This is a genomic window from Streptomyces bauhiniae, assembly GCF_004784475.1.
Classification (GTDB): Bacteria; Actinomycetota; Actinomycetes; order Streptomycetales; family Streptomycetaceae; genus Streptomyces; species Streptomyces seoulensis.
The window spans coordinates 333,714-357,392 of record NZ_SRRT01000002.1 but is presented as its reverse complement, the minus strand read 5'-3'; the positions used below and the strand labels follow the sequence as shown (position 1 = coordinate 357,392).

General features: G+C 73.3%; 22 protein-coding genes. 7 read left to right on the top strand and 15 right to left on the bottom strand.

Annotation, left to right across the window (positions count from 1 at the left end; all coding sequences use genetic code 11):
* Genes E5083_RS06885 through E5083_RS06870 form a run of 4 tightly spaced genes read right to left on the bottom strand, consistent with a single transcriptional unit; the run spans window position 1 to window position 4,080 of the window.
* Window positions 1–1,155, bottom strand: a complete 1,155-nt coding sequence (locus E5083_RS06885; RefSeq protein WP_135784701.1) for a betaine/proline/choline family ABC transporter ATP-binding protein — start codon at window positions 1,153–1,155, stop codon at window positions 1–3.
* On the bottom strand, window positions 1,152–1,853 hold the full coding sequence (locus E5083_RS06880; protein WP_135784700.1) for a LutC/YkgG family protein: 702 nt from the start codon (window positions 1,851–1,853) through the stop codon (window positions 1,152–1,154). Before E5083_RS06880 ends, E5083_RS06885 begins: the two co-directional genes overlap by 4 nt.
* On the bottom strand, window positions 1,850–3,328 hold the full coding sequence (locus E5083_RS06875) for a LutB/LldF family L-lactate oxidation iron-sulfur protein (protein WP_135784699.1): 1,479 nt from the start codon (window positions 3,326–3,328) through the stop codon (window positions 1,850–1,852). The genes E5083_RS06880 and E5083_RS06875 overlap by 4 nt, the downstream gene beginning before the upstream one ends.
* Window positions 3,325–4,080 (bottom strand): (Fe-S)-binding protein, encoded by a 756-nt coding sequence (locus tag E5083_RS06870; RefSeq protein WP_135784698.1) that lies wholly within the window; start codon window positions 4,078–4,080, stop codon window positions 3,325–3,327. Before E5083_RS06870 ends, E5083_RS06875 begins: the two co-directional genes overlap by 4 nt.
* Before the next feature lie 65 nt (window positions 4,081–4,145).
* Here E5083_RS06870 and E5083_RS06865 point away from each other — a divergent pair, with 65 nt between their 5' ends.
* On the top strand, window positions 4,146–4,964 hold the full coding sequence (locus E5083_RS06865; RefSeq protein ID WP_135784697.1) for a pentapeptide repeat-containing protein: 819 nt from the start codon (window positions 4,146–4,148) through the stop codon (window positions 4,962–4,964).
* Here E5083_RS06865 and E5083_RS06860 read toward each other — a convergent pair.
* Complete coding sequence (locus tag E5083_RS06860) at window positions 4,926–6,440, bottom strand: cytochrome P450 (protein ID WP_135784696.1); 1,515 nt, start codon at window positions 6,438–6,440, stop codon at window positions 4,926–4,928. The genes E5083_RS06865 and E5083_RS06860 overlap by 39 nt on opposite strands.
* Before the next feature lie 132 nt (window positions 6,441–6,572).
* Between E5083_RS06860 and E5083_RS06855 the strand changes: the two genes are divergently transcribed.
* Together E5083_RS06855 and E5083_RS06850 are read left to right on the top strand one after the other, a co-directional pair.
* A complete protein-coding gene (locus E5083_RS06855; RefSeq protein WP_135784695.1) occupies window positions 6,573–7,178 on the top strand; it encodes a TetR/AcrR family transcriptional regulator in 606 nt (201 codons plus the stop codon).
* Window positions 7,179–7,285: 107 nt separating this feature from the next.
* Window positions 7,286–8,011 carry a DUF2470 domain-containing protein gene (locus E5083_RS06850; protein ID WP_135784694.1) on the top strand — a complete coding sequence of 242 codons (726 nt, stop codon included), beginning with the start codon at window positions 7,286–7,288 and terminating at the stop codon, window positions 8,009–8,011.
* On the opposite strand, the gene E5083_RS06845 is transcribed toward E5083_RS06850, so the two are convergent.
* From E5083_RS06845 to E5083_RS06825, 5 genes are all read right to left on the bottom strand, one after another.
* The gene (locus E5083_RS06845; RefSeq protein ID WP_244317406.1) at window positions 7,979–9,160 is read right to left on the bottom strand and encodes a lactonase family protein; all 1,182 of its coding nucleotides are present in this window, start codon (window positions 9,158–9,160) and stop codon (window positions 7,979–7,981) included. The two genes, E5083_RS06850 and E5083_RS06845, sit on opposite strands and share 33 nt — an antisense overlap.
* 84 nt (window positions 9,161–9,244) lie before the next feature.
* Entirely contained in the window at window positions 9,245–10,255 is a 1,011-nt protein-coding gene (locus E5083_RS06840) for a hypothetical protein (RefSeq protein WP_135784693.1), read from the bottom strand.
* A gap of 48 nt (window positions 10,256–10,303) precedes the next feature.
* A complete protein-coding gene (locus E5083_RS06835; RefSeq protein WP_244317459.1) occupies window positions 10,304–11,563 on the bottom strand; it encodes an FUSC family protein in 1,260 nt (419 codons plus the stop codon).
* A gap of 96 nt (window positions 11,564–11,659) precedes the next feature.
* Window positions 11,660–12,154, bottom strand: a complete 495-nt coding sequence (locus tag E5083_RS06830) for an FBP domain-containing protein (protein WP_135784692.1) — start codon at window positions 12,152–12,154, stop codon at window positions 11,660–11,662.
* 101 nt (window positions 12,155–12,255) lie between these two features.
* Complete coding sequence (locus tag E5083_RS06825) at window positions 12,256–12,852, bottom strand: PAS domain S-box protein (protein WP_425276708.1); 597 nt, start codon at window positions 12,850–12,852, stop codon at window positions 12,256–12,258.
* A 279-nt stretch (window positions 12,853–13,131) separates the two neighbouring features.
* Between E5083_RS06825 and E5083_RS06820 the strand changes: the two genes are divergently transcribed.
* Together E5083_RS06820 and E5083_RS06815 are read left to right on the top strand one after the other, a co-directional pair.
* Complete coding sequence (locus tag E5083_RS06820) at window positions 13,132–16,305, top strand: cytochrome P450 (RefSeq protein ID WP_135784690.1); 3,174 nt, start codon at window positions 13,132–13,134, stop codon at window positions 16,303–16,305.
* 124 nt (window positions 16,306–16,429) lie between these two features.
* Window positions 16,430–17,719, top strand: coding sequence for an ROK family transcriptional regulator (locus E5083_RS06815; RefSeq protein WP_135784689.1), 1,290 nt, complete (start codon window positions 16,430–16,432; stop codon window positions 17,717–17,719).
* Between the two features lie 171 nt (window positions 17,720–17,890).
* On the opposite strand, the gene E5083_RS06810 is transcribed toward E5083_RS06815, so the two are convergent.
* Complete coding sequence (locus E5083_RS06810) at window positions 17,891–18,919, bottom strand: PHP domain-containing protein (RefSeq protein ID WP_135784688.1); 1,029 nt, start codon at window positions 18,917–18,919, stop codon at window positions 17,891–17,893.
* Between the two features lie 123 nt (window positions 18,920–19,042).
* On the opposite strand from E5083_RS06810, the gene E5083_RS06805 reads away from it, so the two are divergent.
* Window positions 19,043–19,312, top strand: a complete 270-nt coding sequence (locus E5083_RS06805) for a hypothetical protein (RefSeq protein ID WP_135784687.1) — start codon at window positions 19,043–19,045, stop codon at window positions 19,310–19,312.
* Here the strand turns inward: E5083_RS06805 and E5083_RS06800 are convergent, their stop codons facing one another.
* The 3 genes from E5083_RS06800 to E5083_RS06790 all read right to left on the bottom strand — a co-directional run bounded on the left by E5083_RS06800 (window position 19,313) and on the right by E5083_RS06790 (window position 22,033).
* On the bottom strand, window positions 19,313–20,548 hold the full coding sequence (locus E5083_RS06800; protein WP_135784686.1) for a ricin-type beta-trefoil lectin domain protein: 1,236 nt from the start codon (window positions 20,546–20,548) through the stop codon (window positions 19,313–19,315). It abuts the gene before it with no gap.
* Window positions 20,549–20,665: 117 nt separating this feature from the next.
* Window positions 20,666–21,259 carry a VanZ family protein gene (locus tag E5083_RS06795; RefSeq protein ID WP_135784685.1) on the bottom strand — a complete coding sequence of 198 codons (594 nt, stop codon included), beginning with the start codon at window positions 21,257–21,259 and terminating at the stop codon, window positions 20,666–20,668.
* Between the two features lie 84 nt (window positions 21,260–21,343).
* Window positions 21,344–22,033, bottom strand: a complete 690-nt coding sequence (locus tag E5083_RS06790) for a DUF4230 domain-containing protein (RefSeq protein ID WP_425276699.1) — start codon at window positions 22,031–22,033, stop codon at window positions 21,344–21,346.
* A 191-nt stretch (window positions 22,034–22,224) separates the two neighbouring features.
* Between E5083_RS06790 and E5083_RS06785 the strand changes: the two genes are divergently transcribed.
* On the top strand, window positions 22,225–23,178 hold the full coding sequence (locus E5083_RS06785) for a ribose-phosphate diphosphokinase (protein ID WP_135784683.1): 954 nt from the start codon (window positions 22,225–22,227) through the stop codon (window positions 23,176–23,178).
* Here E5083_RS06785 and E5083_RS06780 read toward each other — a convergent pair.
* On the bottom strand, window positions 23,175–23,543 hold the full coding sequence (locus E5083_RS06780; protein ID WP_244317405.1) for an anti-sigma factor antagonist: 369 nt from the start codon (window positions 23,541–23,543) through the stop codon (window positions 23,175–23,177). The two genes, E5083_RS06785 and E5083_RS06780, sit on opposite strands and share 4 nt — an antisense overlap.
* Between the last annotated feature and the right edge of the window lie 136 nt (window positions 23,544–23,679).

Here is a 23,679-nt window from a genome sequence, read left to right as displayed (position 1 = left end):
CTACGCGTCCGACACCGAGTCGAACGGCACCTGACCCCGCGCCACCCCCAGCACGTCCGCGTCCACCGACCGCCGCAGCGCCTCGTGCAGCTTGGCCGGGGTCAGGACGCCCAGCAGCCGGGAGCCGTCCAGCACCGCGACCCACCCGGCGTCGTACTGGAGCATCACGCCGAACGCCTGCTTCAGCGGGGCGCCCACCGGGACCCACGCGGTCATCCGGTGCGCCAGCTCGCCGACCGTGCCGCCCGCCGACAGTTCCTCCAGGCCCACCCAGCCGTGCAGATCGCCGTCCGCGTCCAGGACGACCGCCCAGCGGGCACCCTCCTCGCGCAGCCGCCGGGCCGCCGATGCGGCGGGCTCGTCCGGGCGGGCCACCGGGGGCTGTTCCAGATCGTCCGGCTCGATCGCGGTCACCGACAGCCGCTTCAGACCCCGGTCCGCGCCGACGAACCCGGCGACGTAGGGGGTCGCGGGGGCGCCCAGCACCGCGCCGGGGGTGTCGTACTGCTCGATGCGGCCCGCGCCGTACACCGCGATCCGGTCGCCGAGCCGGACGGCCTCCTCGATGTCGTGCGTGACGAGCAGGACCGTCTTGCGCACCGCCTGCTGCATGCGCAGGAACTCGTCCTGCAACTGCTCGCGCACCACCGGGTCGACCGCGCCGAACGGCTCGTCCATCAGCAGCACCGGCGGGTCCGCCGCGAGCGCCCGCGCCACCCCGACCCGCTGCCGCTGGCCGCCGGAGAGCTGCTCGGGGTAGCGGGCGCCGAACGTCTTGGGGTCCAGGCCGACCAGGTCCAGCAGCTCGGCGGCGCGCGCCCGCGCCTTGGCCCGCTTCCAGCCGAGCAGGGACGGCACGGTGGCGGTGTTGTCCAGGACCGTGCGGTGGGGGAAGAGGCCGACCTGCTGGATGACGTACCCGATCCGGCGGCGCAGCCGGACCGGGTCGACGCGCGCGATGTCCTCGCCGTCCACGACGATCCGGCCCGCGGTGGGCTCGATCAGCCGGTTCACCATCATCATGGTGGTCGTCTTGCCGCAGCCCGAGGGGCCGACCAGCGTGACGAGTTCGCCCTCGGACACCTCGAAGGAGAGGTCGTCCACGGCCGTCGTTCCGTCCGGGTAGCGCTTGCTGACCTGCTCGAACCGGATCATTCCCCCACGCTAGCCGGGGTCCCGTCCGGCCGCCCGGTCCCGCCGACCGAAGGGATGACCCCGGCGAGCACGACCTCCAGCGTGCGCGGCCCGTGCACGCCCTCCACCCGGTTCAGCTCGATGTCGCTGGTGGCCGAGGGGCCGGAGATCCAGGTCAACGGGCGGGTGGGGGAGAGGCGTTCGAGGGCCTGCGGCACGGACGCCACGACCTGCTCGGGCACCCGGACCACGCAGATGTGGTGATCCGGCACGAGGGTGATCCGCCGTCGCCCCTGGCCTGGCCCGCCGTCCAGCACAAGGGTGCCGGTCTCGGCGATCGCCACCGCGCAGCCGGTCACCACGCTGTCCACGGCGTCCAGCTCGTACGTGGTGCTCGCGGCCCGGTCGGGGACGGGCACGAGGTCGGCGTCCGAGAGCCACGCCGGCGGGAGTCCGTCCGGCACGAGTACGTTCCGAGCATCCCGCGCCGCCAGCAGCCGGGCGATCAGCGCGGGCAGGTCCGCCTCCGCGCACCGGTGCACCACGGCCCGGTAGTCGGCCAGGTTCTCCGCCAGCAGCTCCACCGTCTCCTCGGCGGTGCGCTCGCCGTGCTCACGCGCGTAGGTGCGCGGAATCGCCCGGTCGTACGGCGGGTCGTCCGCGGGTACGTCGGCCAGCGCACGCCGGACCCGGCCCAGGACGCGTTCCCGGTCGCTCACGTCGTCTCCTCCTTGCCGCCTCGGGTGCGTGCCCACCAGTCCCGGAACGGCTCGGCGGGCACCTCCGGCAGATCGCGCGTCCGGGTCCACGCCGCGCCGGGCCCCGGCAAGGTGCGCGGGCGCAGGCGGCGGGCGCGGGAGGCGAGGCGCTGGCCGGTGCGCAGGGCGTCCGGGTGGGTGAAGGTCCAGCGGGCCGCCCGCATGGCCGCCCGTTCCGCCGCGTGGCCCCTGGCCGGCCGCAGCACCACCCGGTTGCCCTCGCGCACCGCCGGACCGCCCTCCACGACCCGCTCGCGCAGCCGGACCAGCACCTCGGGGATGTCGATGGCGACCGGGCACACCTCGTAGCAGGCCCCGCACAGCGAGGACGCGTACGGCAGCGAGGCGTCGATCTCGCTTGCCGTGCCGCGCAGTTGGGGGCTGAGGATGGCACCGATCGGGCCGGGGTAGACCGAGCCGTAGGCGTGGCCGCCCGCGCGCTCGTACACCGGGCAGACGTTGAGGCAGGCCGAGCAGCGGATGCAGCGCAGCGCCTGGCGGCCGACCTCGTCGGCGAGGGTGTCGGTGCGGCCGTTGTCCAGCAGCACCAGGTGGAAGGCGCGGGGCCCGTCGCCGTCGGTCGTGCCGGTCCACATGCTGGTGTACGGGTTCATGCGTTCGGCGGTGGAGGAGCGGGGGAGGGTCTGGAGGAAGACCTCCAGGTCACGCCAGGTGGGGACGACCTTCTCGATGCCGACCACCGAGATCAGCGTCTCGGGCAGGGTCAGGCACATCCGCCCGTTGCCCTCGGACTCCACGACCACCATCGTGCCGGTCTCCGCGACCATGAAGTTGGCCCCGGACACCCCCACCTCGGCCCGCAGGAACTTCTCCCGCAGATGCAGCCGCGCCGCCTCCGCCAGCTCGGCCGGACTGTCGGACAGCCCCTCGGGCGCCGGTCGGCCCCAACCGGCCATCGCAGTACGGAAGATGTCGCGGATCTCGGCCCGGTTGCGATGGATGGCCGGGACCAGGATGTGCGAGGGGCGGTCCTCGCCCAACTGGACGATCAGCTCGGCGAGATCGGTCTCGTAGGCCCGGATGCCGGCCGCTTCCAGCGCCTCGTTGAGCCCGATCTCCTGCGTGGCCATCGACTTGACCTTCACGACCTCCGACTCGCCGGTGTCGCGCACGAGTTGGGTGACGATCCGGTTGGCCTCCGCCGCGTCCGCCGCCCAGTGCACGGTGCCGCCCGCAGCGGTGACCGACTCCTCCAACTGCTCCAGATAACGGTCGAGATGGCGGAGGGTGTGCTCCTTGATGAGGCTGCCCGCCTCGCGCAGCTCCGCCCAGTCGGACACCTCCGCCACGGCCGCCGCGCGCTTGGCGCGGATGGTGTGGGTGGCGTGCCGCAGATTGCCGCGCAGGGTGTGGTCGTCCAGCGCTTCCCGTGCCGCGTCGGGGAAGGCGGGCATTCCGACGAAGGTCTCGTTCACCGGGCCGGGTCCTCCTCCGTGCTCGCCAGGATCTCCGCGATGTGCACCGGCCGCACCACAGAGCCCGCCCGGCTCATCGTGCCACCCAGGTGCATCAGGCACGAGTTGTCGGCCGCGCACAGCACCTCCGCGCCGGTCGACTCGGCGTTGCGCACCTTGTCCGCGCCCATCGCCGCCGACACCCCCGCGTTCTTGACCGCGAAGGTGCCGCCGAACCCGCAGCACTCGTCGGCGCCGGGCAGCTCGACCAGCTCAAGACCCCGCACCGCCTCCAGCAGCCGGCGCGGCCGGTCCCCGAGCCCCAGCGAGCGCAGGCCGTGACAGGTGGGGTGGTAGGTCACCTTGTGCGGATAGACGGCGCCGACGTCGGTGACGCCCAGCACGTCCACCAGGAACTCCGTCAGCTCGTACGTCTTCGGCACCACCGGCGCCAGTACGCCGGCCAGCGCCGCCCCGCGCCCCTCGGCCCGGGCCCGCTCGCCCAGCCTCGGGTACAGCTCCCGGACCATCGCCGCGCAGGAACCCGAGGGCGTGACGATCGCGTCGTACTCCCCGAAGACCTCGGCGTAGTGCCGGGCCAGTGGTTCCGTCTCGTGGCGGTAGCCGGTGTTGTAATGGGCCTGGCCGCAACAGGTCTGGGCCAGGGGGAAGTCGACGTCGACGCCGAGGCGGCCGAGGAGTCTCACCACGGCGCGGCCGGTGTCCGGGTAGAGCGTGTCGTTGACACAGGTCAGGAACAGGGCGACACGCATCGCGGCTCCTCGGGCGTCGAAGATCGGACAGGGGCAGCGTAGCCAGAGCCCGTACCCTGAGCGCGATGCCTGATCACATACCCCTTCTCCGTGCCGACTGCGCCGACTGCTTCGGCCTCTGCTGCGTCGCCCTGCCCTTCGCCCGCTCCGCCGACTTCGCGCACGACAAGCCCGCCGGAAAGCCCTGCGCCAACCTGCGCGAGGACCACGCCTGCGGCATCCACACCGAGCTGCGCGGCAAGGGCTACGCCGGGTGCACGGTGTACGACTGCTTCGGCGCGGGCCAGCGCGTCTCCCAGGTCACCTTCGGCGGCCGGGACTGGCGTACGGGCGGCAAGAAGCACGCCCGGCTGATGTTCGAGGTGTTCCCGGTGGTCCGGCGCCTGCACGAGCTGCTCTGGTACCTCACCGAGGCGCTCGGTCTCGACGCCGCCCGGCCCCTCCACCCGGAGCTGCGCCGCGCGCTGGAGCAGACCGAGCGGCTCGCCGCGCAGAAGCCCGAGGAGCTGGCCGCGCTGGACCCGGCCGAGCACTGGAGCGACGTGGCTGAACTCCTGCTCCAGGCTTCGGAGTTGGCCCGCAAAGGCCGGAAGAAGGGCCGGGATCGGAGGGGCGCGGATCTGGCGGGCGCGCGCCTCGACCAAGCCGACCTGCGCGGAATCAGCCTGCGCGGCGCCTGCCTCATCGGTGCCGACCTGACCGGAGCCGACCTGCGGCAGGCCGACCTGATCGGCGCCGATCTCCGGGGCGCCGATCTGACCGGCGCCGACCTCACCGGCGCGCTGTTCCTCACCCAGCCGCAGGTCAACGCCGCCCGCGGGGGGCCCGGTACCCGGCTGCCGGGCTCACTCGTCCGTCCCGTGCACTGGGCAGCGTCCCGCTGAACCGGCGTCCGGCTCGGGAGCGCCGGCCGGTGCGCCGACGGGGGCCTTCCGGCGCTCCAGGCCCAGGCGCAGGCCGTCCGGCATCAGCGTCAGGCGCTCGGTGACCTTCAGGCGGTAGCCGGGGTCGGGGATCAGCTCGTACCGGCGCAGCAGCAGACCGAGCACCAACGTGGCCTCGTGCAGGGCGAATTGGCGGCCCACGCAGGCTCGTGCGCCGGTACCGAACGGCTTGAAGGTGTGCGGCGCGCGGCCCCGTACCGCCTTGGCGTCGAAGCGGTCCGGGTCAAACCGGTCGGCGTCCTCGCCCCACACCTCGGGGTCGCGGTGCAGCATCGGCGTGAGCACCAGCGCCCAGCCGCCCCGGCGCATGGGGTGCTCGCCGGCCAGCACGGTGTCCTCGGTGGCCTCGCGGGCGAAGGCGGGCGCGGTCGGCCACAGCCGCAGCGACTCGTCCAGCACCCGGCGCAGATAGCGCAGCCGGGCGACCTGGTCGTAGCCCGGCTCGGGGGTGTCCCCCCAGACCCGGTCCACTTCGGCGCGGGCGCGGGCGGCGATCTCGGGGTGCCTGGCCAGGTAGTACAGGGCGAACGAGAGCGCGCCGGACGTGGTCTCGTGGCCCGCGACCAGGAACGTGATCACCTGCTTGCGGACGTTCTCCGCCGACAGCCGCTCGCCGGTCTCGGGGTGGGCCGTCTCCAGCATCCGGTCCAGCAGGTCGCCCTCGCCGCGCCCCGACTCACGGCGGGCGGCCACCAGGGCGTCGACCGTGTCGTTCAGGTAGGCGATGTCGGCGGCGTTGCGCCGGGCGGCCCTCCGCTGGAGCGCCGGGGGCATCGGCAGGCTGTTGAGCCGCTGGGCGTAGGCGAGGGTGCCGACCATGGCGGTGACGAAGGGGTGCGGCCGGTCGCGCTCGAAGGAGCCGAAGTCGTGCCCGAAGCCGGTGCGGGCGATGGTCTCCAGCGTCAGCCGGGTCATGTCGCCGGGCACGTCCACCGTGCGACCGGCGGCCAGCTCGCGGTCCCAGTGGCCGGTCAGCCGGCCCGCGACCGCCAGCATCATCGAGTGGTACCCGGCCATCGCCTCCCGGCTGAAGCCGGGCGCGAGCACGTCGTGCGCCAACTGCCAGTTGGGCTCGTGGTTGTACGCGGTGAACAGCCCGTCCCCGGCGACCGGGCGCAGGTTGGCCACCCCGAGGCCGACGTGCTTGGCGAACCGGGTCTCGTCCGCCATGTCCGCGGCCAGCTTCGCGCCCCACAGGAACACGAACTCCCGGTTCAGCACCCGCCGCCGGAAGATCGGGCCCAGCTCGCGCGCGAGGCGCATCGAGTCCTGGAGCGGGGTGCGCCGGTCGACGCCCAGGACGTCGCCGAGCAACGGCAGCCTGCGGGGCGGATGCGGGATGCGGTCCAGCTCCGGCCAGCCCTGCTCGGCACTGCGGAACCCCTTGGGCAGTCCCGCCCCCGTCGTCCCGTCCATGACGCGATCTCCCTTGATCCGGTGGCCTGTTGTGCGTCCACCACCCGCGTGTTGAACGCGAGTTCAATAGTGCTGGCAGTCTGGTCCGCCTACTGAACCCACGTCAAGCAACGCGTCCAGTAGGGTGACGGCATGGCCGCCAACCAGGGGGAACGCGCCCGGCGCCGACTGAGCACCGAGGAGCGCCGCGAGCAACTCCTGTCGGTCGGGGCGCGCCTGTTCTCCGAGAGTCCGTACGACGACGTGTGGATCGAGCGGGTCGCCGAGATCGCCGGGGTCTCACGGGGTCTGCTGTACCACTACTTTCCGAACAAGCGGGACTTCTTCGCCGCCGTGGTGGAGCGGGAGAGCGAACGCATGCTCCGGATGACCGCGGCCGTGCCCGGCGTGCCGGTCCGCGAGCAGCTCGGCGCCGGTCTGGACGCCTACCTCGGGTACGTCGAGGCGCACGCCCATGGCTTCCGCGCCTTCCACCGGGCCGACGCGGCCGGCGACCAGGCCGTACGGCGGGTCTATCAGCGGGCGTTGGCCGCGCAGGAGCGGCAGATCCTCGCCGCGCTGGCCGCCGATCCCGAGTTCGGGCCCGCCGTCGAGGGCTCCCCGCAGGCCCGGCTCGCGGTGCGCGGCTGGCTCGCCTTCACCACCGCCGTCTGCCTGGAGTGGCTGCGCGAGGGCGAGCCCGGCCGGGGCCAGGTGCGCGAGCTGTGCGCGCGGGCGTTGCTCGGCGCCATCGCCTGACGGCGCGTATCCGTAACCCTGTTCGTGTCACCCGATCGGGGTGGCGTGGTTGGCGTATGCCCGGATCTTCGATAGGTTAGGCAAGGCTTACCTAAGGAGGACTCGGGATGGGTGACACGCAGGACTGGGCGGCAGGACCCGGAGCGGCGGAGCGGGCGCGGTCGGTCCTTGCCGCCGCGTGGTCGTGCGCGGTGACCGCGGACGGCGCCCGCGAGGAGTACGTCGGCGCGCACACCGTGACCGGCGACGGCGGGGTGCTGCTCGACGTGCCCGAGGACAGCGCCCTGTTCGCCGCCGCGCTGTGCGCCCCGCGCGGCGAGCCCACCGCCGTGCTGGAGTTCGCCGACGTGGCACCCGTGCCGGTGCGCCAGCGCATCCGGGCCCGGCTGTGGCTGGCCGGCTGGTTCTCCCAGCGCGGCGCGCGGCTGCTGTTCACGCCCACCCGCGTGGTGCTGCGCCAGCCCTCGGGGGCAGTGCTGATCGAGCTGGAGGAGTACGCGGCCGCCCGGCCCGACCCGCTGGCCACCGCCGAGGCGCAGTTGCTCACCCACCTCGCCGACTCCCACCCGGACGCCGTGGAGCGGCTCACCCGGCTGGTCCGGCCGGAGAGCCTGCACGCCGTGACCCGCGTGGCTCCGCTCGCGGTGGACCGGCACGGTCTCACCCTCCGCATCGAACGCACCCGCGCGCACGGCGACGTACGGCTGGCGTTCCACACGCCCGCCGACGACGTCTCGCAGCTCACCGAGCGCATGCACGCGCTGCTCACCCAGGCCAGCGCCGCCGCCTGCCCGCGCGCCCTACAGCGGCACCGCGCAGACGGCGACCGGTGACGCGAACGGCTCACCGGCTTGACCGAGCGCTCCGGTACCGGTGTCGACGTGGAACACGCTCACCGTGCCGGAGCGCTGGTTCGCCGTGAACAGCAGCCGGCCGTCCGGCGCGAGGGCGAGCTGGCGGGGGAAGTCCCCGTCCACCGGCACCGTGTCCAGCAGCCGCAGCCGGGCGCCGTCCTCCTCGACGGCGTACCGGGCGATGCTGTCGTGCCCCCGGTTGGCGAGGAACGCGAAGTCGCCGCCGGGCGTCACCACGAACTGCGCCGGGTAGTTGGTGGCGTCCCCGCTCGCCCCCGAGGACTGCGGCTCGCCCACGGTCAGCCGCCCGGTCTCCGGGTCGTACGCGCAGACGGCCACCGTGTCGTCCACCTCGTTGGCGAGGTACGCGTACCGCCCGTTCGGATGGAACGTCAGATGGCGCGGGCCCGCTCCCGGTCGGGTGTGCGCCTGGGAGACCTCGGTCAGCGTGCCGTGCTCGGTGTCCAGCCGGTAGGTGTAGACGGTGTCGGTGCCCAGGTCGACCGAGAGCACATGGCCGCCGTCCGGGCTGGTGATGAACTGGTGCGCGTGCGGGCCCTGTTGACCCGGACCCGGCGCCGGGCTGGAATGCGTGACCAGCGCGGTCCGTTCACCGAGCGCGCCCGAGGTGTCGACGGGGTGCACGGCCACACTGCCCGAGCCGTAGTTCGCGCTCAGCAGCCAGCGCCCGCTCGGGTGCACCGACAGATGACAGGGCCCCGAACCGCCCGTGCTCAGGCTGCCCAAAACCTGTCCGTCCGCCAGCCGTACGGCGGTCACCGCGCCGTCCTCGCGCTCGTCGACCGCGTACAGCGTGTGTCCGTCCGGGTGGACGGTGACGTACGACGGGTCCGGGATCTCGGCCAGCGACTCCGCGTCGGTGACCGCGCCCGAGACCGGGTCGTACCGCGCCACGGTCACGCCCTTGCCGCCGCCCTCGACGGAGGTGTAGGTGCCCAGGTACAGTGGGCGGGGTCCCGGTTCGGCCTTCCGGCGCTGAGGCGCCGGGGCGGGGTCCGGGGGCGGCGCGGCGGGCGCGGGCACCGTCACGACGGCGGCCGTGCCCGCCATGGCGCCGACGAAGCGCCGCCTGCTCCAGCCGTCCCGTTCCCCTGCTGCGTTGTCCATGCCGCCCCTTGAATGCTCACCCGTCACCGTGGTCCCGGCCACCCTGTCGCGGACCGGGCGCCGAAGGCAAGGCGGGGCGCGCGGTCACCAGTCCCCGTCGGCCACCGGCTTGCCCGGCGCGTCCTTCAGCGGGACCACCTGACCCGGCGCCGGCTGCTGCCAGGGGTCCAGGTCGGCGCCCAGCCAGTCGCCCACCGGGCGCACCGGCTTCAGGGGGCCGGCGGGGGAGAGGTCGTCGGCCTCGTCGTCGTAGTGCTCGAACCAGGGCAGGCCCGCCCCGGTGTACGCGGCCCGGTCCACGGGGGAGGGCGGGGGCTCCTCGCCGGTGATGCGGCGCCACTCGGGCGGGGTGACCAGGTGGACGAAGACCCGGCCGGCCGGGGTGTCGGACCAGTCGGACGCGGGGCGTTCGTCCCGGTAGACCTCCTGGCGCATCGAGCCGCCCACGCCCAGTCCCATCGCCGCCGCCTGCCGGGGAGCGGCGCCCGGTGCCGGGGCGGCGAAAGCGGGCGGGGCGCCGTAACCCCCGGCGAGCGGCGCGCTCCTGGCCTGCTGGGTCTCCCGCCACCGCGCCAGCACCTCCGGGCGCAGCCCGTACGCCTGCAACTGCACCCCGCCCCAGGTCTCCTCGCCGGTCACCTGGCCCTCCACGGTCGCGCCGAGCCCGAGGGGTACGGCGACGAACTGGCGGACGGTGCCCTTGCCGGAGTTGATGCCGTCCAGCCAGGGCTGACGGGGGAGCGTGAGGTAGTTCTGCGGGTCCCGCGCCAGCGTGCCCTGCCAGGGCTTGCCGGAGACCGCGCACACCTTGCCGACGCCGACCTGGAGGGCGGCCGGTTCCGTCGTACCGGCGAAGCTGAGCCACATCGCCTCGCGCAGGTATATCGGCAGCAGCACCCCGCCGCGCGCCCGCCACGCCTCCGGCACCCGGTCGGCGTGGTCCGCGACCCGGCGCAGCGGGAACTCGCCCAGCCCCGGCGGCAGCGGATGCGTACCCCGCTCCGGCAGCCGCAGGGTGCGCACGAACCGCACCACCGCCCCGTCGCCCAGCCGCAGCGTGTTCCCGTCGATCCGCACCCCGGCCCGCTCGGCCATCGAACCGCCCCCTGAGAAGTTCCGGCACCGGTCGCGCCCGGTGTCCCGTCACCGAGAACGTCCGCCGACCCCCGTACGGTTCCGCCAGAGGTCCTCCTGGATGCCGAGACGCTGGCGCAGGCGGTTCACGCGGGGCATCTTGGCGCGCTGCTGGCGGGAGACGCGGTCCAGCTCCTCCAGCAGGCGGTGGCTGCGGTGCTCGGTGTCCAGCTCGTCGATGATGCGGCTGACCTCGGTGAGGACCGCGCCGAGCAACTGCCAGTCCTCGTGGTCCTCCGCGACGTGCTCGAGGAGCTGCTCCGCGAGCCGGTCGCGGGTGGCGGCGGCCGTGTGCAGCTCGGCGGTGAGCCGGGCCTCGGCCGACTCGGCGTTGGCGCTCAGGTCGGTGGTCACCAGGACCGCGAAGCTCACCACGGCGTCCGCGATCTCGGACAGCACCTGTTCCATGGTCTGCCCGATCGGCGGCGGGAACAGTTCCTTGGCACCGCGCGCCTTCGCCAGGTCGGTGAAGGAGCGGGCCAGCACCCGCAGGACGACCGTGCAGATCTCCAGCGTGTCCAGGCCGGTGCGCAGCACCACCCGGTGCAGCAGGCCCTCCTTGACACGCGGGTTGAGCCTGAGGCTCTCCTCGGCCTGCCGCAGGGCGGCGTCCACCTGGATGATGTCGTGATCCAGCCGGCGTGCCTCGTGCAGCCGTTCGGCCGCCCGCTGCCAGGGGATGGCGCCCGCCGCCTCCTCACCCATCCGGAGCATGAGCTGACGCAGCCTGCGGGCCAGCCACTCGATGGACCGCCCCGCCGCGTCCACCCACACCGGGGGCGGCAGCAGCAGATTGCAGGCCATGCCGATGATGGCGCCGATCAGGGTCTCCACGATCCGCGCCCACGCCGTGTAGCCGACCGTGGTGACGCCGAGCACGAGCATCGCGCTGATCGCCACCTCGTTCACGTACTCGTCCACGCGCACCAGGTGACCCACGCTCAGCGCGGCAATCAGCAGCAGGGCCAGGCTCCACCAGGTCAGGCCGACCAGGAGGCTGAAGACGATGGCGACCAGGACGCCCGTCACCACGGCGTTCACGCGGCGGATGCCGTTGGTGAGGGTGGCGAAGAAGGTGACCTGGACGACCAGCAGGGCCGTCAGGGGCGCGGTCAGCGGCGCCGGTTCCGGGCTGAGCCGGAGCGCGATCACATAGGCGACCGTGGCCGCACCGGCCGCCCGCAGTGTCTGGACGACCACCGGCTCCCGGCGGCGCGCGACCAGGCGCCGCAGCGCGTCGGCCCACTTGCGTCGCGCTTGCGCGTCCATCCACTTCCGTACGTCTGGCATCCTTTGGCGTCTTCCCTTTCCGTAACCGTGCCGAACGGGGCCGTTCGAGCACCGTGTACGCGAAAGGGGCGGCCCTCAGACGTACAGGCGATCGACGAAGGCGCCGAGGTTGCCGCTCGCGCGGGCGATCTGCTCCTCCGTCGTGAGGCTCTCCTCGAACCTGCTCCCCGACTCCGGCACCTTCTTCCCCCGGACATACAGGGAACACGCCAGGTCGGCGCACATGTACACGCCGACGGAGTTTCCCTCGCGGCCCGCCGCCCCGGCCTTGCGGGCGGTCATCAGCGAGACCCCGCCGCCGCGATGGGTCGTCAGACACACCGAGCACATGCTGCGGTGCTGGAAGCCGCGCCGGACCGTCGGGTAGCGCAGCGCGATGCCGACGAGCCCGGTGCCGCGTTCGAGGACCAGATAGCTGCGGTCGGGCGCGCCCGGATCGCGCCAGCCCAGGAAGTCCAGGTCGTCCCAGGGGCGTTCGGCCAGGTCACGGGGGACGGCCAGCCGCTTGGCGTCACCCTTGGAGCAGTTGACGAAGGAGGCGCGGATGTCCTGCTCGGTGAGGGGTCGCATCGGGGGATTCCTTCTGTTGTAGCCATGAGCCTAGGGGGTCTAGGTTTACGAGGGTATAGAGCGCCAGGGTGCCGGGCCAAGCGGTTTTCCGTGCGCCGTCCCTACTCGGCCTCGGCACCCCGTACCCGAGGCGGCCACACGCCGGGCGCGAGCACGCCCAGGGCGTAGGCGCGGGCGACCAGTTCGGTGCGGTTGGCCGTGTGCCAGCGGGCGGACAGGCGGCGCAGGTGATACGCGACACCGTCCCGGCTCAGGCCCAGCTCACGGGCGGCCCGGCCGGTCGTGGCGCCCTGGGCCAGCAGTGCCAGCACCGCGCCCTCGACCGGGGTGACGGGCGCGGGCTCGGCGGCTGGCTCCGGCTCGCTCTGTCCGAGTACCCGGAGCATCACCAGCAGCGCCGGGGTCTCGTCCGTGGAGTCGCTCACCGGGTCGGCGGTCAGCTCCCCGTACCGCTCCGTCCCGCCGGGCGGGCTCCAGCTCACCGACACCTGGTAGCGGGAGCGGTGCCGCAGCCGCAGCGCCTGGGCGATCCGCTCGACCTGGCCGGCCTCCTCGGGGCGGAACAGCTCCAGCACGTCACGGCCGCGGAGCTGCCCCGGTGACGTACCGCACTCGGCGGCCATCGCCGGGTTGGCCAGCAGCACCTTGCCGTACACGTCGCAGACCGCGACCGGCACCGCGACCCGGTCGAAGAGCATCAGGGCCCGGTTGCGCCACACCACCGCATCCGCCAGCCCCCACTCCACGCCAGCCTCCCAAGGTGCCGAACCGTCCTCACCATCCAAGACGAAAAGCCAGGTCAGCGGCAACTTAGGGCGTGATCCGGAGCGGGTGCGCAAGGGCCCGCGCCCACTTTCCACTGCACGTTCGTGTAGTGGCCCGGCACGGGCGCGCCCCGCCGCTGGAGCACGCTGGAAGACGCCAGCCCCCCACGCGAAACGCCAGTCCCCGCCCCGCGAAAGGCAGTTGCCGCCGCCATGCCCCCCACCGCACCGCACCCCGAGCCTCCCGCACTCACCGGCGTGCCGGTCGTCGACATCTCCGCCACCGGGCCGACCCGCACCCCCATCCAGCAGGTCATGGAGCTGATGCGGACCCACGGGCCGGTGCTGGTGCGCCGCCTGCACGGGCGCGACGCCCTCTTCGTCGCCGACGCCGACCTGATCGCCGACCTCGCCGACGAGGACCGGTTCGCCAAGCACATCGGGCCCGCGCTGGAGAACGTGCGCGCCTTCGCCGCCGACGGCCTGTTCACCGCGTACAACGACGAGCCGAACTGGGCCAAGGCCCACGACATCCTGATGCCCGCCTTCGCGCTCGGCTCCATGCGCGCCTACCACCCGGTGATGCTGAAGGTGGCCCGGCGGCTCATCGAGGCGTGGGACCGCTCCGCCCGTGCCGGGCAGCCGGTGAACGTGCCCGACGACATGACCCGGATGACGCTCGACACCATCGGCCTCGCCGGGTTTGACTACGACTTCGGCTCCTTCGAGCGGGCCGAGCCGCACCCCTTCGTCGAGTCGATGGTGCGCTGCCTCCAGTGGAGCATGACCCGCCTGGCCCGCGTGCCCGGCGGTGACTACACCGAGGCCGACGCCGCCTTCCGCGAGGACGCCGACTTCCTCGCCGGGGTCGTGGACGAGGTCATCGCCGCCCGCACCGGCACCGACCAGAGCGAGGCCGCCGACCTGCTCGGGCTGATGCTCACCGCCCGGCACCCCGCCGACGGCACCACCCTGGACCTCGCGAACATCCGCAACCAGGTCATCACCTTCCTCATCGCCGGCCACGAGACCACCTCCGGCGCGATGTCCTTCGCCCTGTACTACCTGGCCAAGCACCCCGCCGTGCTCCGCCTGGTCCAGCGCGAGGCCGACGCCCTGTGGGGGGACACCGCCGACCCCGAGCCGTCCTACGACGACATCGGCAGGCTCACCTACACCCGGCAGGTGCTCAACGAGGCGCTCCGGCTGTGGCCGACCGCCGCCGCCTTCAGCCGGGAGGCCCGCGAGGACACCCTGCTCGGCGGGCGGGTGCCGCTGCGCGCCGGGCAGGCGGTCAGCGTGCTGGTGCCGATGCTGCACCGCCAGCCCGTCTGGGGCGACAACCCCGAGCTGTTCGACCCCGACCGCTTCACCGCCGAGGCCGAGGCGGCGCGTCCCGTACACGCCTTCAAGCCCTTCGGCACCGGTGAACGCGCCTGCATCGGGCGGCAGTTCGCGCTGCACGAGGCGACCATGCTGCTCGCCATGCTGGTCCACCGCTACCGGCTGCACGACCACGCCGACTACGCGCTGGACATCAAGGAGACCCTCACCCTCAAGCCCGAGGGCTTCACCCTCACCCTGACCCCGCGCACCGACGCCGACCGCGTCCACGCCCCGCTGCCCGGCGCCGCCGCCGTGACCGCCGCCGAGGACACCGACGCGCAGGCACTCCCCGCCCGCGTCCGCCCCGGCACCGCCGCGCTGTTCCTGCACGGCAGCAACTACGGCACCTGCCGCGAGTTCGCCGGACAGCTCGCGGACGAGGCCGCGGCCCTCGGCTGCGCCACCGAGGTCGCCCCGCTGGACGCCTACGCCGACGGCCTGCCCACCGACCGGCCCGTCGTCATCGCCGCCGCCTCCTACAACGGCCGCCCCACCGACGACGCGATCGCCTTCGCCGCCTGGCTGGAGGGCGAGCACGACCTCACCGGCGTCACCTACACCGTGCTCGGCGTCGGCGACCGCAACTGGGCCGCCACCTACCAGCACATGCCGAGCCGCATCGACGCCCGCCTCGCCGAGCTGGGCGCCACCCGGCTCACCCCGCGCGCCGCCGCCGACGCCTCCGGCGACCTCACCGGCGCCGTCCGCGAATACACCGCCGGCCTGCGCACCGCCCTGCTCACCGAGTACGGCGACCCCGACGCCACCGCCCCGGCCGACGACCCCGACACCGCCTACGAGGTCCGCGCCCTGACCGGCGGCCCGCTGGACGCGCTCGCCGAGCGGCACGAGCTGGTCCCGATGACCGTCACCGAGGCGTACGACCTCACCGCGCCCGGACACCCCCGCGTCAAGCGGTTCCTGCGCGTCGCCCTGCCCGACGGCGTCACCTACCGCACCGCCGACCACCTGAGCGTGCTGCCGGTCAACGCTCCCGAGACCGTGGAGCGGGCCCTCGCCGCGCTCGGCGCCGACCCGTACACGGTGCTCGACATCCGCGCCAACCGCCCGCGCCGCGACGGACTGGCGGTGGACCGCCCGCTCACCGTGCGCGAACTCCTCACCCGGCACGTCGAGTTGCAGGAGCGCCCCACCGCGCGCCAGCGTGAACTGCTCGCGGCCGCCAACCCCTGCCCGCCCGAGCGGGCCGCCCTCGCCGCCCTCACCGGCGACGACCCGCGCACCCTGCTCGAACTCCTGGAGGACCACCCCGCCCTGCGCGAGGCCCTCGACTGGCCCCGCCTGCTCGACCTGCTCACCCCGCTGCGCCCGAGGCACTACTCCATCTCCTCCTCCCCGGCCGCCGGCCCGCGCCACGCCGACCTCATGGTCTCCGTGCTCGACGCCCCCGCCCGCTCCGGCAACGGCCGCTACCGGGGCACCGGTTCGGGCCACCTGGCCGGCGTCAAGCCCGGCGACACGGTGTACGCCCGCGTCCAGCCCTGCCGGGAGGCGTTCCGCACCGACACCTCCACCCCCATCGTGCTGATCGCGGCCGGCACCGGCCTCGCGCCGTTCCGGGGCGTGGTCATGGACCGGGCCGCCGCCCGCGCCCGGGGCGCCGAACTCCCGCCCGCCCTGCTCTACTTCGGCTGCGACGCCCCCGACGCCGACTATCTGCACGCGGCCGAGCTGGCCGCCGCCGAGAGCGCCGGAGCCGTCTCGCTGCGCCCCGCCTTCAGCGCGGCCCCCGTCGACGGCGCGCGGTTCGTCCAGCACCGGATCGCCGCCGAGGCCGACGAGGTCTGGGACCTGCTCGGCGCCGGGGCGCGGGTCTACGTCTGCGGCGACGGTGCCCGCATGGCACCCGGCGTCCGCGAGGCGTTCCGCACCCTGTACCGCGAGCGCACCCCCGGCGCGGACGAGGCGGCGGCGAGCCGCTGGCTGGACGAGCTGGCCGGCGCCGGCCGCTATGTGGAGGACGTGTACGCGGCCGGCTGAGCCGCACCCGCCCCACCCGCGCCCCCTGGAAATCTCACAGCATGAAATAAGGGGGCCCGTGAAGTCGTGCCCGGCCTGCCGCGAAGGGTATGTTGCAGGTCGGGCACGGGTCGGAAGGGGCCACATGGCGGGTCGGAACGGGCGCACGGTACGCGATCTCCGGCGAGGAAATCGCACGGCCGTGCTGCACAGGCTGTACTTCGACGGCCCCCTCAGCCGCTTCGAACTGGGCCCGGCCACCGGACTCAGCTCCGGCTCGGTGAGCAATGTCGTGGCCGACCTGATCGCGGACGGACTCGTGGAGGAGGCAGGCAGCGTCGACTCCGACGGCGGCCGCCCCCGCACCCTGCTCCGGGTCGCCCCGCACAGCGGCCAGATGATCGGCGTGGACGTCGGCGAGACCCGCGTACGCGTCGAGCTGTTCGACCTCGCCCTCACCGAACTCGCCCGCGCCGAGCGCCCGTTGACCCGCCCCGGTTACGACGTGGACGACATCACCGGCCACATCCGGGACGGCGTCGCCGAGGTGCTGGCCGCCGAGGGCGCGCGGCCCGAGCGGCTGCTCGGGGTCGGGGTGGGCGTGCCCGGCATCGTGGAGCACACCGCCGACCGGGGTGCCGTGGTGCACGGCCAGACCATCGGCTGGGACGCCGTCCCGCTGGAGCGGCTGCTCCGGGCGACCTCCGGGCTCCCCGAGAGCGTGCCGTACTTCATCGACAACGGCGCCAAGACGCTCGGCCAGGCCGAGATGTGGTTCGGCGCCGGGCGCGGCGCCCGCAACGCCCTGGTGGTGCTGTTCGGCTCCGGCGTCGGCGCCTGCCTGGTCACTCCAGAGGTGGAGCACGGCCGCGCGGTGGAGTGGGGGCATCTGACGGTGCGGGTGCGCGGGCGCCGCTGCCGCTGCGGGGCGCCGGGCTGCCTGGAGGCGTACGCGGGCGCCGAGTCGCTGCTGGCCCGCTGGCGCGAGGAGGGCGGGCGCCCGCCCGAGGGCACCGACGAGGAGACCGCGCTCACCGCGATGCTCGCCGCCGCCTACCCGGCGGGGGACGCGGAACCCGATCCGGTCGCGCTCGCCGTGCTGGAGGAGACCGCCGAGTACCTGGGCGCGGGCCTCTCCGACCTGATCAACCTCTTCCAGCCCGAGCGCATCCTCATCGGCGGCTGGGCCGGGCTCCAGCTCGGCACCCGCTTCCTGCCCGCCGTACGCCGGCACGCGGCCACCTACGCGCTCCGGCACCCGGCGGACCGGGTCACCATCGACCTGGGGCGGCTCGGCCCCGACGCGGTCACCGTCGGCGCGGCCATCCTGCCGCTGGCCGACTTCTTCGGCCGGGGCGGCCGCCGCGCCGAGCCGGTGCCGGAGGACCGGCCGCCCACGTGGCGGGCCGCGCTGGACGAGCGCGCCCCGCGCTGAGCCCGGACACGAAGATGCCCCGGCCGTGACGGGGGAATCACGACCGGGGCGGTCCATCGCGGACGGGGTCCAGGTCAGGGCGGGCCCGCGTCCACGTCTGGTTCAACGGACAACCAAGGGGTGGCGTTCCCGCCTGGCGAGGTGATCCGGGTCACGTGGAAGAACGCCTGGTCAGGACGCCGGCACCCGTCCCTCGCGGGTCCAGTCCAGCAACTCGTCCGCCGTCCAGGTGTTCACCACCCGCCCGGCGGGCACCCCGCACTCCTCGGCGCGCGCACAGCCGAGGATCTGCCAGTCGAGCTGGCCGGGCGCGTGCGCGTCGGTGTCGATGGAGAACAGCGTCCCGGCCCCCGCCGCCTTGCGCAGCAGCCGTTTCGGCGGGTCCAGCCGCTCCGGACGGCTGTTGATCTCCACGGCGGTGCCCGCCTCGGCGCACGCGGCGAACACCTCGTCCGCGTCGAAGGCCGACTCGGGCCGCCCGCGTCCCGTGATCAGCCGGCCGGTGCAGTGGCCCAGCACGTCGGCGTGCGGATCGGAGACGGCGGCCACCATGCGGCGGGTCATGGCGGCCGCGTCCATCTTCAGCTTGGAGTGCACCGACACCACCACGACGTCCAGCCGCTCCAGCAGCTCGGGCTCCTGGTCCAGCGAGCCGTCGTCCAGGATGTCGCACTCGATGCCGGTGAGCAGCCGGAACGGCGCCCAGCGCTCGTTCAGCTCCTCGACGAGGCCGAGCTGCTCGCGCAGCCGCTCGGGGGAGAGGCCGCGGGCCACGGTGAGGCGGGGGGAGTGGTCGGTGAGCGCGGTCCACTCGTGGCCCAGCTCGGCCGCCGCCCAGCCCATCTCCTCGATCGGGCTGCCGCCGTCCGACCAGTCCGAGTGGGTGTGGCAGTCGCCGCGCAGCAGCGCCCGCAGCTCCGCGCCGCCGTCCGCCGTCAGCGGGCCCCCGGCGTCCTCCTCCAGCGAGCGCAGGTAGGCGGGCGTCTCCCCGGCCACCGCCTCCTCGACCACCTTCGCGGTCTTCGGGCCGATGCCCTTGAGCGTCTGGAGCGTCCCGGTCGAGACGCGCCGGGCGATCTCGTCCTCGGGGAGGTCCTTCAGGACGCGCGCGGCCGTGCGGAACGCGCGTACCCGGTAGGTGGGCGCGAGGGAGCGCTCCAGCAGGAAGGCGATCCGGTCCAGCGCCGCGACGGGTTCCATGGCCACCTCCCGGCTCCGCACGGACCTCCAGGGTTGCCCACCGGGGCGGTACGCGCACGGTGGCGGCCCGGACGGCCCGTGCGGACGAGCCTTCCCCGCGCCCCGCGTTCTACGCTCGGAGGCATGACCGAACAATCAGCTCCGTACATGTCCAATCCGCGCATCCGGGTGCTCGGGGTCTGTGAGGGCCGGCCGGGTTCGCCGCCCTTCCGGATCATGGAGATCGACGGCGAGGTGATCGGCGAGGTCACGTCCATCACGGGGGTGCTGGAGGCCGCCGCCGCCCGCGGCATCGTCATCCACGATCTGGACGATCCCGACGTGGTCCGCTGGGTCGGCGGCGACAAGTTCACCTGGCGGGTGCGCGGCGGCACCCGCCGAGGCAAGGGCTGACTAGCCCACCGTCCACTTCTGGGCGGCCGTCCCGTTGCAGGTCCAGAGCTGGAGCCGGGTGCCGTTGGCCGAGTTGGCGCCCGTCACGTCCAGGCACTTGTTGGCCTGCGGGTTGACGATGTCGTTGGCCGAGGACACCACCCACTTCTGGTTGGCGCTGCCCGCGCAGTCCCACAGTTGCAGCGGCGTGCCGTCCGCCGTGCCGTTGTCCTTCAGGTCCAGGCACTTGCCGAGCGCGCGGATCGTGCCGTCCGAGCCGACCGTCCACTGCTGGGCCGCCGAGCCGTTGCAGTCGTAGAGCTGTACGGGGGTGCCGTTGGCGGAGTTCGCCGCGGCCACGTCCACGCACTTGCCGGCCAGGCCCCGGATGGCCTTGCCGCCCGTCGAGCCGCCGCTGGTGGTCACCGACACCGAGTCCACGACGAGCTGCGCCGGGAACTGGGTCGAGCCGTCCGGGTCGCCGGGCCAGTAGCCGCCGACCGCGAGGTTCAGGATCAGGAAGAACGGCTTGTTGAACACCCAGGTCTTCCCGCCCAGGTCGGCCGGGGTGCGCCGCTGGTAGACATTGCCGTCCACGGTCCAGGTGATGGAGTCCGGCGCCCAGTCGACCGCGTAGGTGTGGAAGGCGTCCGCGAACGCCTGCCCGTTCGGCAGCGAGTAGCCCGCGCCGATGCCGCCGGAGCCCGAGTAGCCGGGACCGTGGATGGTGCCGTGCACGGTGGAGGGCTCGAAGCCGACGTTCTCCATCACGTCGATCTCGCCCGAGTCCGGCCAGTTCACCGGGGTGCCGAGCATCCAGAACGCGGGCCACATGCCCTGCCCGCGCGGGATCTTCATCCGGGCCTCGACATGCCCGTACTGCGCGTTGAACTTGCCCGAGGTGTTCAGCCGGGCCGAGGTGTACTGGCAACTTCCGTACCAGCACTGGTAGTTCGCAGGGTTCTCGCGCTTGGCGGTGATCACCAGGTGGCCCTGGCCGTCCAGCGCCGCGTTGTTGGTGCCCGAGGTGTAGTACTGCCGCTCGTGGTTGTTGACGTTGTCTCCGGTCTCCAGCGTCCACTTGGAGCCGTCGACGGCGGAACCCGCCGGACCGTCGAAGGAGTCCGAGAACGTCGCCGCCGCGACGGCCGGGGCGGCGGCCGTGTCGGCCCGCGCGGGACCGACGGCCGCCGCGCCGACCAGCGCGGCGGAGAGAGCGGCAAGGAGGCATCTGCGGAGCAGGCGTGGGGATGCCATGACTCTCCGTTTCACATGGGGGGAGTGACGCCTCTTGTTGTAGAGACCGGGACCGGGGCCGTCAATAGCTTGGTACAGACCAGTGATCGGCCGACCGGACAAACCGGTGGAGGACGCTCAGTCCTCGACGACCTTGGGCCGCCGCGCGTGCACCGCCCGCCCCAGCCGGCGCCCCAGCAGCAGCCAACCCAGCAGCGCACCCGTGGTGTTGAGGATGACGTCGTCGATGTCGAAGGCCCGCCCGGTGATCAGCGCGCCCTGGGTCAGCTCCACCATCAGCATCACCAGCGCGGTCAGGAACAGGACTTGGAGGATGCCCCGCGCGCGGGGAGCCAGCACCGGCACCAGCACGCCGAACGGAACGCCCAGCAGGACGTTGCCGCCGATCTGCTTCAGGGTGTCGCGCACCGTCCCGTAATCGAAGTACGCCTTCAGGGAGTTGCCCGGCCGCATGTTGCTGTGCGTCAGCGCCTCCGACGCGGGCGACGGCTCCAGGGTGATCCGGGCCAGCGCGATGGCGAAGGCCACCATGAACACGAACGCCAGCAGCATGATCGGCAGCCGGATCGGCAGCGGCAGCGGCTTGCGCTCGGCCACCACCGGCTCCGTCACCACCGGCTCCGGCTCGGCGACCGGCTCGGTCTTCTCCCCGCGCCCCCGCCGCAGAGGGGCGCGCAGTACGGTCGGCAGACGTAGGGCGGTACGGGCCATGCGGTGGTCCTCCAGTCGTGAACATCCCCGTGAGAAGCAGCGAATGCCCGGTAAGCGGCCGGTGATGCCGCACCGGGCAAGGCGTCAGGAGCCGTACGACACGCGTACGTCCGTGAAGCCGAGGGAGCGCAGCAGGCCCTGGAGCATGCCGGTGGTGTTGGACTCGGCGCGCGCGGTCAGCTCGCTGTCCCGGGCGGCCTCGCCGATGTGCTCGACGGCCAGCTTCTGCACCGCCTGCTCGCCGTTGGGGTTGTCCGAGAACAGATCGCCCAGCCGGTCCAGCAGACCCCGCTGCTTGGAGACGGCGTAGGAGCGGTCCGGGTCCAGCGCGGGCTTGCCGAGCTGGGCGTGCGGCAGCTTCAGCACGGCGGAGGTGCGGTCGTCGTTGACCGTCACGTCCTTCTCGCCGACCTTGCCGAGGTCCACATAGGAGTCCACGGTGCCCGCGCCGACGTACAGCGTGCGGGTGCCGCGCAGCGCGTCGGGCAGGTACTTGGCGTTCTTCTCCAGGTCCACGACGACCTGGAAGTTGCCCGAGGCGGCCTGGTAGCGGCTCATGTCCTGGATGGACTGGAGCAGCGCCGGGCCCGAGCGGTCGCGGGACTCGGTGCCGAACAGGTCCTTGATGCCGGGCAGCACGGCCAGCCGTATCCCGGCGAACAGCAGCACCAGCACCAGGGCGATGCCCGCCAGTACCTTGACCCAGAGCGGCGTCCGCCGCCGGGGCCGCTGCTGGACTTCCGTCGTGCCGCCGGCCGTAGTCGTCTTTTCCACGGTTCTCCCTTCCCCCTCCTCGGATGCCCACCAAGTAAGCGAACAGGCAAGCGAGTTGACCATCCCCCACCGCTGACGTACGTACCCCTGCCGCGCCCGTACGAGACCCGCCACGCCTGCCGTCCGGGCCGGGGGAGGAGCGGCCGGTAGCATGGCCGCCCAGCCCGTACCGATCATGCGAGGAGCGGATCGTGCGAGACATCGCCGTCTTCAGCGGCAGCGCCCACCCCCGGCTGGCCGAGGAGGTGTGCGCGCACCTGGGCGTCACGCTCAGCCCGGCGCGGGTCAGCAGGTTCGCCAACGACTGCCTGGAGGTCCAGCTCCGCGCCAACTGCCGGGAACGGGACGTGTTCCTGATCCAGCCCCTGGTACGGCCGGTGCAGGAGCACCTGGTGGAGCTGCTGATGATGTGCGACGCGGCCCGCGGCGCCTCGGCGGCCCGGATCACCGTCGTCATGCCGCACTACTCCTACGCCCGCTCCGACAAGAAGGACACGCCCCGTATCTCGCTCGGCGGCCGGCTGGTCGCGGACCTGCTGGTGGCGGCGGGCGCGAGCCGGGTACTCACCATGACCCTGCACGCCCCGCAGGTGCACGGCTTCTTCTCGGTGCCGGTCGACCATCTGCACGCGCTGCGCGAACTCGCCGCGCACTTCCGCCAGTACGACCTCTCCCGCACCACGGTCGTCTCCCCGGACCTCGGCAACGCCAAGGAGGCCGCCGCCTTCGCCCGGCTGCTCGGCGCCCGGGTCGCGGCCGGTGCCAAGCAGCGGTTCGCGGACGACCGGGTCAGCATCAGCTCGGTCATCGGCGACATCACCGGCCGGGACGTGATCGTGCTGGACGACGAGATCGCCAAGGGCAGTACGGTGCTCGAACTGCTGGACCGGCTGCGGGAGCTGGGCCCGCGCTCGATCCGGGTCGCCTGCACCCACGGCCTGTTCGCGGCCGGGGCGCTGAAGCGGCTGGGGGAGCAGCCGGACGTCCTGGAGATCGTCTGCACCAACACCGTGCCGGTCCCGGAGGACGAGCGCACCGACAAGCTCCGGGTGCTGTCCATCGCCCCGGCGCTGGCGGAGGCGGTACGGCGCATCCATGACGGGGAATCGGTGAGCGCGCTGTTCGAGCAGCCGGCGGAAGCCTAGGAATTCTCGGAGGCCCGCAGCGCCGACTCCAGGGTCGGGTGCGGGGGCAGGACGCGGGTCAGGCCCGTGACCGCGAGGACGCGCAGGGTCAGCGGGTGCACGCAGACCAGTTGGATGCGGCCGCCGCGTTCCAGGACGCGGTGCCGGGCCCGGCCGACCAGGCGCAGCCCCGAGCAGTCGAAGAACTCCACGGGGCGCAGATCCAGCACCACCCGGGCGCGCTCGCGGCCGGTGAGCCGGTCCAGCAGGGGTGAGATCTCCGCCGCCGAGGCGATGTCGATCTCACCCCGTAACTCCAGCACGGTGTGCCCGTGCTCCTCGCGCACCCGCAGATGCCGGCTGAGCGGGGTGGGTTCCTCCCGCACGACGGCACCACCTCCCACCCGTCCCACCCGCGCCCGCGAGGGACCGCGCCGCGTGGCGACCAGCTCGACAGGAGGAATTTGAGCATGTTCGCTTGACATATGTCTTCGGGTTTGACGGAGCCGGTTCGAATCTGTG